Raw genomic sequence first — 12,982 nt, forward strand, 5'->3', positions numbered from 1 at the left:
TAATCATAAATATATGACCACGGAAAAATTAGCTATATTAGGCGGAGCCAAGACAATAAACAAAAAAGCCCCACACTACTCATGGCCCATAATTACTAAAACCATTAAAGACTCTGTCGTAAAGCAGTTGAGCGAGAGCATATCTATTTATAATAAATCTGGGATTATTGAAAAGTTCGAAAATTATTTTGCGAATTATCATGATGTAAAGCATGCTGTTTTATGTAATTCTGGGACCACCGCAATTTACTCTATGTTTATTGCAGCTAGATTTAAAGAAGGAGATGAGATAATTTGTCCGGCATATACATTTTTTGCTTCTGTCACCCCACTTCTTTTTACCGGGGCAAAACCAGTTTTATGTGATTGTGATGATAATGGCAATATAGATCCAGCCGAGATTTTAAAAAAGATAACCCCCAAAACCAAGGGCGTCGTTGTTACTCACATGTGGGGTGTTCCCTGCCAGATGGATAAAATTGTTAGTCTGTGTAGAAAAAATAACCTGTTACTCTTAGAAGACTGTTCCCATGCTCACGGCGCCAAATTTAAAGGAAAAAAAGTTGGGTCATTCGGAGACTTATCAGCGTGGAGTTTGCAGGGCCCCAAAATTATAAGCGGTGGAGAAGGTGGCATTGTTACTACAAATAATAAAGAGTTCTATTATAGGATTCTTCTGCTAGGGCATTATAACAAAAGATGTAAAGATGAAATTAATAAAGAACACAATTTATATAAATACTCAACTACAGGTATGGGTTTAAAATTTAGAAGCCACCCAGTAGCTGTTCGTATAGCTTATAGCATGTTGAGTAATCTAGACACAATTCTGAGAGTTAAAAGAATGTTTGCTAAAAAAATAATAAAAGAATTTAAAAAAATACCATATTTTGCATTACCGCCAGCTTTTTCGGACCCCGCATATGAACCAGCTTGGTATGGTTTGGTTTTTCAATACAAAGGTTATAATTATAAGTATCCATCAATTGATAATTTTTTTAGAGCGATACAAGCAGAGGGCTTATTGGAGGTTGATCGACCCGGTTCAACCTCGCCCCTTAATTTATTACCACTTTTCCAGAACCCCACTGAATTATTCCCCATATATAAAAAAAATTATTTTTCTTATAAACCCGGAGATTTCCCCAAAGCAGAGAAATTCTATAAATATGCTATCAAATTGCCAGTCTGGGCATTGAAGAAGGAACACAAAATGGTGGATTATTATATAAAAGGTTTTAAAAAAGTGTGTAATAATCTTGATAAAATAATTTGAGTATGTTAAACAATGTTATTTCGCAAGTAGTCTTGGGCGCTGTTATATTTAGTGGGAATAAAGTCCTAATAGTTCAACGCAATAAAGATGAAAATATTTTTCCAAACATGTGGGAATTGCCCAGTGGAAAAAAAGAATTGCTTGAAGGGTGTATAACATCTTTACTTAGAGAAATAAAGGAAGAAACAGGATTAAGGGTTAAAGTTATTAATATTCTTTCCGTTTTCAATTATCAAATTAAAAAAGAAAAGATTATAAAAGACTGTACGCAAATTAATTTTTTGGTGAGAGCAGTTGGCCATAAAGTTGTTATCAGCAAAGAACATCAGGATTATGCTTGGATATCAAAGAATCATATTAGAAGATATAATTTATCCAAAGAAACAAAAAAAGTCATTAGGCAAGGTTTTAAATTAATATATAAAAAATAAAATATAATTTAACAAATTAAAATAAACAAAAAGGAGAATTGGCCATGAAGCATTATATGCTGGAAAAAACATGGGAATTGTTGATGGAAGAGGCTGAGGGGCTGCGCAAAAAATTAACAAAAGAAATATCCGCAGACATCGGTGTGGGTTATGAAACTGGTGGCGGTTGGCACGACAACGCTCTTTTTGAGAGCGCTTTAGTAGATCAAGCAGTTGCGGCTTCCAAGCTCGCAGAGGTCAGTAGATTAATGCAATATCCCGTTTTTATTGATAATTTAGAAATACCAGGCAATATGGTTACTATCGGAGTAGAGGTCCATCTGGAATTCGACGGCGAGGAAGCAATTTCTTATCAAGTTTTGGGGGCAGCTGATGCTAGATATAATGATTCTGTTATTTCATCCACATCCCCGCTAGCCAAAGTTATCATGCAACACAAGGTCGGCGATATTGTCATGGGCCCAGGTGGCAAGACAATAAAAATTGTGGGGATTAAAAAAATAATATAAATTTTCTTAACTTTAAATTGAGGCGCTATGATTTTAATACAATAGCGTCTTTTTTATTAAAATTTATTTAGATCTAACCCCGGGCCAATGCCGCCCCCCACACTTCTTTGGCTCCGGCCTCTTTCAATATCTTGGCACACTCATTCATCGTTGTCCCTGTTGTGATAATATCATCTATCAAAAGCACAGTTTTATCTTTGAGCCCCTTTTCCAATTCATCACTCATCCCAAAAACTCCTTGTAAGTTTTTCTCCCGCTCTTCTTTTTTGAGTTTGGCCTGCGGTTTGGTATATTTGTTGCGCCGCATCAGTAGTGGCATTATCGGCCAGCCAAATTCTCTGCCAATTCTTTCTGCCAAAAGTTCCGCCTGATTAAAACCTCGCCAATTGAGTCTTCTTCTGTGTAAAGGTATCGGCGCCAAAATTATATTCTTACTCTTTAATAATTGGACCATTTGCGGCTCACCTGCCCAGATAGCCTGTCTAGGCGGGGTTATTTTTTTTATCAAAATTTGTGCCAGAGGCTCGGCCAATCCTTTTACAAAACTATACTTATATTTATGAATCGCCTCTTGTAATAATTTGTCCTCCCACTCCGCCGCCACAATCACCCCGTCCAAAGCTGTTTTTTCTTGGCACGAACGATGCGTCTGCCCGAACACCGTCGGCTCCTTGCACACTACGCATTGATCAATTGTTTTCAATTTTATTTTCGCCTGGCAGAGTGGACACAGCCACTCGTTTTCTCGGCCGCAACCTAGACATTCGATTGGAAACAAAACATCCAAAAAACGCCCGGTCAATTTTTCCAAGGCGTTTTTTATCACTGGCCAATTCATATTAAGCCAAAACAATTAAAATCGCTCCAATGGCCATCATGGCCGCCCCGATGCCAATTTTCAGACTTATCTTTTCTCCGAGTATCAAAGCCGCCAAAATTATCGCAAACACTACACTTAACCGATCCAGGGGCGCCACTTGAGATACCTTTCCGAGCTTCAAAGCAAAAAAATAAAATAGCCACGAAAGAGCCCCAGCTATTCCTGACAAGACTATATAATAGAGAGCTTTTTTATTGGCTATTATATCATCAATATGGCCTATTTTTCCTTGGATCAAAATTACCACCAATAAAAATATAGCCATGACAATCGCTCTCATCGTTGTCGCCGTCGCTGTATCAATGCCGTGCAAACCCATCTTGCCAAAGATGGCGACCAGCGCTGCAAATACAGCGGCCAAAAGTCCAAAGATGATCCACATAAATTTAGGTTAATTTTATTTTATTATTTTGGACGGTTATTTGGATAGTCTTATTTTTTATTTTCTCACCACCAATAATTTTGTCCGCCAAGGGCTCCTCTATTTCTTTTTGGAGGGTCTCTCTCACCGCCCTAGCCCCAGTCTCTCTTTTTTCACACTCTTTGAGTAGTTTGTCTACCACTGGTTTTCCCCAGCCAATTTTCAGTTTTTTATTTGCCAGTTTTTCATTTATTGCTTGCATTTCCAGCTCAATTATTTTTGCTAGTTCTTTTTTGCCCAAATTTTCAAATATCAAAATCTGGTCTATTCGGTTCAAAAATTCCGGCCGCAAAAATTCCTCCAAAGCTTCTTTAAAATTATCCCTTTCGGCCATTCTCTCCTCATCCCCAAAACCCAGTCTTTTCTGTTCACTTCTTTTTTTGAGCCCTATATTGGTCGTCATTATAATTATAGTATTCCTAAAATTTATCACCCGACCCTTGCTGTCTGTTATTTGCCCGTCTTCGAGGATTGATAGCCAGAGGTTAAAAATATCCGGATGGGCCTTTTCTATCTCATCGAGCAAGACCACCGAATAGGGGTTTCTTTTGATTTTTTCGGTCAAAACACCACCCTCATCATAGCCCACATAGCCAGCCGGTGCCCCGATGATTTTTGAAGCATTAAATTTTTCTCCATATTCAGACATGTCCAACCTGATGAGTCCGTCTCCCCTAGGATTCAGGGTTTCTGCCAATACCTTGGCGGTATAGGTTTTACCAACACCCGAGGCCCCGGCAAAGACAAAAGAACCCAAAGGTCTTTTGTCGCCAGCGAGCCCCACGGCCGAGCGCTTTATTACGCCGGCTATTTTTTTTATTACTTTTTCTTGACCGATGATCTTGGCCTTGAGCTTGTCTTCTAGCGAGGCGATTTCCCCCGCCATTTTTTTCTTATCAGAAATATTGATCTTGGTTGCCTCAGCCATGAGTTCTCGGATATCGTCTCCTTTTATTATATTGCCAGCCAGAGATTTGGGGTTACTCTTCATTTTATTGTTCATCTCTTCTGTCTCGAGCTGATAAATTTTATTCACCAACTCAAACTCTTCCCCTTTGATTTTTATTGCCTCTTTGTACTTTTCTTCTTTGACCAAATTATCCTTTTCTTTGCCGAGTCGTTGCAGCTCTTTTTTGAGCAGACTGATCTTTTGCCGGTTACCTCGACTCGGCCGCTCGACTCTTTTTTTACTGGCCGCTTCATCGATCAGGTCAATCGCCTTATCTGGCAAAAATTGGTTTGGCAAATATCGCTCTGACAGGCGGACCGCTTCCTCTATGGCTTCATCGCTGATTTTCAGGAGGTGATGTTTTTCATAGGCCGGCCGGATGCCTTTGATTATTTCTATAGCTTCCTCTGCTGTCGGTTCACCGACCATTACTTTTTGCAGCCTTCTCCCCAAGGCGCTGTCTGGCTCAATATGCTTTTTGTAGTCTTCAAAAGTTGTTGCTCCTATACAGTGGATTTCCCCGCGGGCTAGAGCAGGTTTCAAAATATTGGCGGCGTCCATTGTACCCGAGCTCGAGCCCGCGCCGACGATATTGTGTATTTCATCAATGAATAAAATAATATTGGGATCAGATTTGGCCTCATCAACGATCTGTTTCACGCGCGCTTCAAATTCTCCCCGGTAACTGGTGCCAGCTACCAAGAGGGGCATATCGAGGGAGTATATTTTTTTATCAACCAAAACATCAGGCACTTGCCCGAGCATTATTTTTTTGGCCAGCCCTTCCACGATAGCGGTTTTACCCACGCCCGGCTCGCCCAAGAGAATCGGATTATTTTTGTTACGCCGTGACAAAATTTGGACCACTCTTTTTATCTCTGCTTCCCGGCCGATCACCGGATTGATATTCTTCTGTGCTACTGGGATAGTCAGGTCTGTACCAAAAAAATCCAAAATGGTCTCGCGTTTCTTTTTATTATTTTTTTCTTCCTGACGCAGTTTTTCCTTGAGGTTATTGACTGCCTCGGCGATCTCGCCAAATTTGGCCGTAGAGCCAAGCACCGATTCCAGGCTTTTGAGCAAATTTTTATTATTTACTTTGTATTTGTCCAGTATTTTATTTACCTCTTCGTTGTTTGCTTTTATCAGACTATATAAAAGATGTTCTGTGCCAATATAGTTGTGCTGGTATTTGGCGGCCACGGCGGCCGAGTCCACTACTATTTTTTTTGCTACTTTGCTTAGCCCCACCTCCTCTTTCGCCGAGAGAATTTTTTCCCATTCCTCTGTCTTTGCTTCTCCTGCGTCAGTCTCGAGCCCCGCCCTGACCCCGGCCTTATTCAAGGTCTCGCCGCCGAGTGAGCCCTTCTCGGCGATCAGCCCCCAAAATATTTCTTCCACGCCGATTTCTTTTTTCTTATTGGCAACAGACAGGCCAAAAGCCCGGACAATAGTCTTTTTGTAATGATTGGTAAATTTGTTTAAAATATTTTCTGTCATATTTTGATGTGTTCCTATTCTAACACAATTAAAGCACCTTTTCAATTCAGGATAGGGGAGTGTTTTCTCTTTTGACTTTTGTCAAAATTTATGCTACAATATAATTATATCACAAATGCTAATATTGGCGTTTGTCTAAAAGGCCATTAAAGGCCAAAAAATAAAAATAAAAACTAAAATATAAAGATATGCCTAGTCTTTACAAAAACAGGAAACTGTTTGTCGCTATTTTTCTATTGTCAGTGGTACTACTTGGTGCCGCTTTTTTAATTCCTGAAAAAAAGCAGGGGATGGTGCTAGGAGAGACTACAGCTGACCCTACCATCTCTGCTCTCACTATTAGCAATATCACCGCCACATCGGCCAAAATCACCTGGACCACGAGTGACCCGATGACCACCGTTCTTACCTATTATGTTGCTGGCACTAATAATATAAAAATTGCTTATGGTGCCGGTGCTTCTTTTAGTAATACTCATGAGGTTAATTTGACTGGACTTGCACCAAACACCAGCTACCATCTTTTTGCCGAATCAGAAGATTCTGACGAGTATTATACCCTGAATGCCTATGGTGATTTTAAAACGTTAACAAGCGCCCCCGCCGCCAGCGATGCTTTGGCCTTTACCAAAGAACCGTCCGTCGTCGTTACTAGTTCCTCAGCTACGCTTACTTGGACTACCAACATGGAGGCTACCCACTTGGTAAAATACAAGACCAACTCAGAAACCACTTACCGCCAGGCCTATCTTTCTGGTCAGTCCTCTACCCACACTATTTCTATCACCTCCCTCACTCCCAATACCATCTATAATTATATTGTTGAATCAGAAGAGCAAGGTGATCGTGGTTTTATTTCCAAGAGTGGGTCATTTACCACCTCAGCTGGTTCGCTCACTCCTACGATCTCCGAGCCCAAAGTTGCCAACCTCAGTGCTACCTCAGCCAAGATTTATTGGACCAGCAACGTACCCATGAGTACTGAGATAAGGTATGCCAAGGATGGCACCACCAGCTATACCTATGATTCCATCGATTGGGAAGATGAGAGGGAGTGGGGCGTTGATCACGAAATAACGTTAAGCGGTCTCTTACCTGGCACTAAATATAATTTTTACGCCGGTGGCGAGGATGGTCGCACCTCTATTGAAAAAGTGGGATCCTTCCAGACTTTATCTGCCTCTCCTAGTTTTTCCAGTCTGGTTGTTCAAAGTATCACTACCACCATCAGCACGCCAACAGCCAATCAATTGGTCCCACTTACTATTGGTGTAAAAAATAATGATAATATCAATGCTCTTACCAACGTGCCCATCGAGATAAAAGTCAATGGCTTGGCCATTTGCAGCGGCACTGTTATGCCTCGGATCTCTCCCAGCGCAACTGGTTATGCTGCTTGCAACTGGACTCCGACAGCTAGTGGTTCTCATACCATTACCGCTTCTATCTCTGTTGGGGGCTCGGTTATTTCCACAAAGAATGTGACTTTTACCGTGGTTGGTAGTTCTGCTTACGTCACCCTGACCACTAGCCCCTCTACTGTGGCCGTAGGCCAGAAAGTCATTTTGACTGGCAAGATTACTGGGGAACACACTTTTCAGATAGCTCAGTTCAAAGAATTATATAATGATCCGACCCCAGATAAGGTTATTTGTGATACGACTACCAAAAATAGCACCGGTTTATACACATGCGAGTGGACACCCAAAACAGCCGGCGACTACCAATTAGCCTTTAGAGTAAACTATGATGATGCCTTAACTGCTACAGCCAACTACGCCGTAACCGCCGCCAGTGTTACTCCCACCTACGCTTGGGTCGAAGGTGCGTGGGGATCTTGTAATGCCAATGGCACCCAATCAAGAACTGTTGTCTGTAGAAAAACAGAAGGTACTTCAGTTACCGATGTTGAGGAAAGATATTGTGCCAATGCCGGTGCCAAACCAGCTACGACTCAGGTCTGCAGTAAATTATCTATTTTAAGTATCACCACCACCAAGACCAGTATTCTCCCCAATGAGGTTATTCCCCTAAGTATTGCCATTAAGAATAGCGATCAGATAAACCCTTATACTAATATTTTATTGGAATTAAAAAGTGGGTCAGCCGTTATTTGCAACCCAACCATTTCAAGGGTCTCTGCCGGCGTCACTGGCTATCAAACTTGCAACTGGACTCCGACAGCTAGTGGTTCTCATACCATTACCGCTTCTATCTCTGTTGGAGGCTCGGTTATTTCCACAAAGAATGTGAATTTTACCGTGGTTAACTCCACCACTAGTTATGTTACTTTGGGAGTTAGCCCCACCACCGTGGCGGTCGGCCAGACTGTTGTTCTAGGCGGTAATATTATTGGCGACCACACCTTCACTATTGCTCAATTCAAAGTCCTAAAAGACGGCAATGATACTATTTTGTGCGAAACCAGAAATAAATCCAGCAACAATTCTTACGCTTGTAGCTGGACTCCAACAACCGCCGGTACTCATCAGTTAGTTTTTCGGGTTAATTATAGTGATCAATTGACTGCCACGACGAACTACACTGTGACCGCCGCCAGCGTTACTACCACCTACGCCTGGGCCGAAGGTGCGTGGGGTCCTTGCAATAATGGCACTCAGGTCAGAACCGTATCTTGTAAAAAAACAGAAGGCACGACTGTCACCACGGTCATTGATAACTATTGTGTCAATGCCGGTGCCAAACCAAACACGACGCAAGGTTGTACTTTGGGCGCGACGGCTGTCACACTTTCTGCCACTCCTACGACCGCGGCCATCGACACAAAAGTCGTCCTGACTGGGACCATAACTGGTACTCATGATTTCTATTGGGCTGAATTTAAAGATAACAAAAAATATCCGATACCAGATGATGTTCTTTGCAGCGTAAAAGAAAACGATGCTGATATCTATACCTGTGAGTGGATACCCAAAACCGCCGGCAGTCACGAACTGGTTTTTAGGGTGAATTCGGATCCTGATCTGACAGCGACTCTTTTCTTTACCGTCACCGGTTCAAACTTAGCTACTTACTCCTGGTACTCCGGTGCCCCTCTTGGTGCCTGTACCGGAGGTAGTCAGACCGTTACTGTCTACTGCAAAGATTCTAATGGTGCTAGGGCTGATGACTCCAAATGTATTGTTGCCAATGCCGGTGCCAAACCAGCTACGACACAAAGTTGCAGTAATATTACTTTTGCCTGGGGTGAACCTAGCGCCTGGGGTGTTTGCACTGATGGTAATCAAACAAGAACTGTCGTCTGTAAAAAAATAGAAGGTACGACTGTCACCGACGTTAATGATAGTTTCTGCCCTCCTGCTACCAAGCCAGTCACATCGCAGTCTTGTATATCTGATGAACCCGACCTTACCTTTACCGCCTTTTCCGTCAGCTTGAACAATGGTGGTGTTAGCGGCACAAAAACCAGAACTGTAAGATGCCTAGATAGTAATGGCGATGTTATTGCTGATGCTTTGTGTCTTGGCCCTAAGCCAAAAGAAGTAGACAGTTGTCAAAATAATTCTCTATCCTTTGAGCTATTTGAGTTTTTTATTTATTCTGAAGATGGGGAGGAACTGCTGGTTTTTAGAGGTGTCTTACCTTCTATAATAGATGAAAGGATGGACATGTTTTTCTTTATCGATGACCATAAAAGTGAATGGCTGTCGACTATTGATAGGACCCTTTTTTTTGAATCTACTACTGAAGGAGTAAGGTCATTTTTTGCTGATGGTTTTGATCCATTTACTAATGGTGACCATGTTTTTAAGGTAAGAGTCTGTAGTCAAAACAACCCCACTTTTTGTTTTGAAGAAGAAAGATTTTATAATATTGGAGGAGAAAAATCAGGAAACTCTTGGGAAACGTCGTTTTGGCAAACGCAAGCTTGTTCCGCCGGTACTGGCGCTAGCTCTCTGACTTTGGTTCCAGCTATCCAAAATATTGGCACCGTCGCCGTTTCTACGCCTTTCAATATCAAAGTAGAAGTCAGCATAAATGATGACCCCATCGCCGGCTCCGAGGAAACGTTCACAGTTACTGATGGTTTTGCTCCGGGCTTTGGCAATTATTTGACCCACATTTATAATAAATATATTTTTGATGATCCGGGCAACTATGTTATTAAGCTCACTATGTTAGATGTTGCCGGTGAAACCAATACTGCCAACAACAGCATCACTAGTAATTTGGCCGTTTCTCCTGATAATAATATTGTTATCTCCAATTTGCGGGTTTCCGATATCACCAGCACTTCGGCTACTGTCAATTTCAGCACCAACATCGCTACCAAAGGCGCGGTTTGGTATGGTACCACTGATACGATTCAGGGTCGCAATTTTAGAGCCTATGATGGTGGTAGCCATGAGGCATATCAAACAATTACACCGAGCATGATTCACCAGATTCGACTTGCCAACTTGGCCCCCGATACCACTTATTATTATCGTGGCGACGCCCTTGTCATCGCCGATCAGGTCGCGGAAACCGCTTCATATAGTTTCAAAACAAAGGCATTGGAGACTTATTCTTGGGTTAATGTCGGTTGGTCAGATTGTGTTGATGGAAAACAAGAGTTAATGGTTGAGTGCCGCAATCAATCTGGTTCCAAAGTATCTGACAGCCAGTGCACTGGCACAAAGCCATCTGACAGTCGCGATTGTGAAATTTCTGATAATGCGACAGGCGAACGGCTCGCCGGCCGCTTACTTCTAGCGGCTGAAGACCATGGTCGCGTCTATTATATTTACCCGGAAGATTATAAAAAATATGAAGTAACCTTTGGTAATGTCATGAAACTTTTTCAGGATTTATCTTTGGGTATTAGTAATAGTGATCTAAACAAAATTCTCATCAACCCCAATGCCGTGAGTGTGGACAAAGACAGTGACGGTGATGGCTATAATGACAAATCAGAAGTGACCAATGGCTACAATCCATATCTAGCTTCTGACCCAGCCCATCGTGGCAATGACAAGGTTCAAGTTGATACTGTCTTGAGCAACCGTTTAATCGGCAGGTTATTGCTCCAAGTCGAGGATCGTGGTCGTATCTGGTATGTGGATCAAGAGGCCAAACGTTGGGAAGTCACCTGGGAAAATGTCATGAATTTATTCACATCTCTTTCATTAGGTACTAATAATGATGATCTAGCAAGGATACAAAGTGGCAACTAACATTAGATTTTTCAAACACCGTTCCTATCAGGAACGGTGTTTGCATTTTATGAAAAATCATCGAGGCTAAATAAATATTGCGCGAGTATATCTTTGGCCAGCTTCTATGTTAGAACTGCATTATTTTTTTATAGCTAGGCATTGAACTTGGGTAATAGGCATTTGACTTTTTTAGGAGATTATGCTATACTTCAATTAGGTAATAAAGAACTTAAAGGCTCTTTTTAATTATGGTCTTAAAGCAAGAATTTTATATTATTAAATATTCTGTTAGCTCTCATTCACCCTGAAGCCGTATTTTTGTACGGTTTTTTTATTTATAAACTAATTTTTGTAATAATATGTACCGCGGAAAAACAAAGTCAAAATTTCAAAAAATAGCCGCCCTGGTTATTCTAGCCACTCTCTTTACGCCGTTTTTTAGTCTAGAAGCAGAGGCCGCCACCCTCGATCTTACCCCCCGCATTTCTTATTGGGCGGGTAAAGTCAACCAGCACACCGAAGACGGAGTCTGGAAAACAGATCCCGATGGTGCTTCTGGCGCCAACATTGCCATGTTGACCTATTGCAAAAAATGGTATCCCAATACCGTCAGCGTTGAGTATTATGGGGAAACATCAGAACCAGTCTGGAGAGCTGCTGGCAACACTGGCAGCTATACTTCCACCAAACCTGTTTATAAATGTGTTCAACCAGTTAGCGCCCCAGATCTCACTTTCTCTGGCTTTGGCCTTAACGGCCCAGACGCCAATAACAACAATACAGTTTTGCTCGTTCCTTCTTTCCAAAATGTTGGTACAGCGCTAGCCCCAACTGGCTTTTCTATCAAAGTAGAAATCAATAAGAATGGTATCATAGTCGCCAATGGCACAGAAACAATCACCCTCAACGAAGCCATGCATATTGGCTACGGCACCTTTACCACCTATCGCACCAATTATAGCTTTGTTGATCCCGGTACCTATACTATCAAGCTCACTTTACAAAATGTTGCCGGAGAAATAAATATCTCTAACAATACCACCAGCAAAGAATTAACAGTAACAACTCAGATTGGTTGTGACAACGATGGTGTTTGCGAAAGCGGTGAGACAACGGCCAATTGCCCGTCTGATTGTCCGGCAGCTCCTCAAGCTACATATTCTTGGTACGCCAGCTCTTGGACTACCTGCCTTAATAGCACTCAGGCTAGAACAGTCTATTGTAAGTCTTCCACCGGCGCCCAAGTCATTGATAGCTACTGTGCCAATGCTGGGACCAAACCGGTCGCTAACCAGAGTTGTCTTAGCAGCGTACCGGATCTCACTTTCTCTGGCTTTGGTCTTAACGGCCCAGATGCCAACAACAATAATACAGTTTTGCTCGTTCCTTCCTTCTACAATGTTGGCACAAAAGACGCCCCTGCCGGTTTTACTATTAAAGTAGAAATAAATAAAAATGGAATTCTAGGTTCTACTGAGAATATTTCTGTCAACCAAGGTATTGGTGTTGGCCCGGGCGCTGGCACTTATACTAGTTACCGCACCAATTATAGCTTTGTTGATCCCGGTACCTATACCATCAAGCTCACTTTGCAGAACGTGACTGGCGAAACCAATACCGCCAATAACACTACCAGCAAAGATGTGGTGGTGGGGCCAGATTTAATTATTGAGGATGCTCAATTCGTTCCGCAAAACCCCGAGCTGAATAAGCCCTTTGACGGCAATTTAAAAATTAAGATTAAAAACCAAGGAACGGCTATTGCCAGTTATAGTGAAGGCATTAAAGTTACCTTTTCTTTATTTGATGCCACTGGTGTAATAATTGCAAGCAACTTCAAATATAGTAATAATTTAA

The 12,982-nt window shown here is 41.9% G+C and carries 8 protein-coding genes; 5 read left to right on the forward strand and 3 right to left on the reverse strand.

The genetic code is table 11. From position 1 onward, the window contains the following. Positions 1–13: 13 nt before the first annotated feature. From GYA54_00970 to GYA54_00980, 3 genes are read left to right on the forward strand one after another with little or no spacing between them, the layout of a single operon-like run. Positions 14–1,276 (forward strand): DegT/DnrJ/EryC1/StrS family aminotransferase, encoded by a 1,263-nt coding sequence (locus GYA54_00970; protein NMC51285.1) that lies wholly within the window; start codon positions 14–16, stop codon positions 1,274–1,276. A gap of 2 nt (positions 1,277–1,278) precedes the next feature. Further along, entirely contained in the window at positions 1,279–1,707 is a 429-nt protein-coding gene (locus GYA54_00975; protein ID NMC51286.1) for an NUDIX domain-containing protein, read from the forward strand. 56 nt (positions 1,708–1,763) lie between these two features. Beyond that, positions 1,764–2,216, forward strand: coding sequence for a hypothetical protein (locus GYA54_00980; protein ID NMC51287.1), 453 nt, complete (start codon positions 1,764–1,766; stop codon positions 2,214–2,216). Positions 2,217–2,289: 73 nt separating this feature from the next. Here the strand turns inward: GYA54_00980 and GYA54_00985 are convergent, their stop codons facing one another. From GYA54_00985 to GYA54_00995, 3 genes are read right to left on the reverse strand one after another with little or no spacing between them, the layout of a single operon-like run. Further along, a complete protein-coding gene (locus tag GYA54_00985; GenBank protein NMC51288.1) occupies positions 2,290–3,054 on the reverse strand; it encodes a ComF family protein in 765 nt (254 codons plus the stop codon). 1 nt (position 3,055) lies between these two features. Continuing rightward, positions 3,056–3,478, reverse strand: a complete 423-nt coding sequence (locus GYA54_00990; GenBank protein NMC51289.1) for an EamA family transporter — start codon at positions 3,476–3,478, stop codon at positions 3,056–3,058. Between the two features lie 4 nt (positions 3,479–3,482). Beyond that, positions 3,483–5,966, reverse strand: a complete 2,484-nt coding sequence (locus GYA54_00995) for an ATP-dependent Clp protease ATP-binding subunit (GenBank protein NMC51290.1) — start codon at positions 5,964–5,966, stop codon at positions 3,483–3,485. 188 nt (positions 5,967–6,154) lie between these two features. Between GYA54_00995 and GYA54_01000 the strand changes: the two genes are divergently transcribed. After that, positions 6,155–11,143, forward strand: a complete 4,989-nt coding sequence (locus GYA54_01000; protein ID NMC51291.1) for a hypothetical protein — start codon at positions 6,155–6,157, stop codon at positions 11,141–11,143. A gap of 341 nt (positions 11,144–11,484) precedes the next feature. Beyond that, positions 11,485–12,982: hypothetical protein (locus GYA54_01005; protein NMC51292.1), on the forward strand; the 1,498-nt coding region annotated here is incomplete at its 3' end.

This window comes from Candidatus Kuenenbacteria bacterium, from assembly GCA_012797775.1.
Classification (GTDB): Bacteria; Patescibacteriota; Patescibacteriia; order UBA2196; family GWA2-42-15; genus JAAZMX01.

What these genes read in the sequence shown, in the direction of transcription:
- GYA54_00970 (NMC51285.1), top strand. Translation starts at nt 14, where the DNA reads ATGACCACGGAAAAATTAGCTATATTAGGCGGAGCCAAGACAATAAAC.
- GYA54_00975 (NMC51286.1), top strand. Translation starts at nt 1,279, where the DNA reads ATGTTAAACAATGTTATTTCGCAAGTAGTCTTGGGCGCTGTTATATTT.
- GYA54_00980 (NMC51287.1), top strand. Translation starts at nt 1,764, where the DNA reads ATGCTGGAAAAAACATGGGAATTGTTGATGGAAGAGGCTGAGGGGCTG.
- GYA54_00985 (NMC51288.1), bottom strand. Translation starts at nt 3,054, where the DNA reads ATGAATTGGCCAGTGATAAAAAACGCCTTGGAAAAATTGACCGGGCGT.
- GYA54_00990 (NMC51289.1), bottom strand. Translation starts at nt 3,478, where the DNA reads ATGTGGATCATCTTTGGACTTTTGGCCGCTGTATTTGCAGCGCTGGTC.
- GYA54_00995 (NMC51290.1), bottom strand. Translation starts at nt 5,966, where the DNA reads ATGACAGAAAATATTTTAAACAAATTTACCAATCATTACAAAAAGACT.
- GYA54_01000 (NMC51291.1), top strand. Translation starts at nt 6,155, where the DNA reads ATGCCTAGTCTTTACAAAAACAGGAAACTGTTTGTCGCTATTTTTCTA.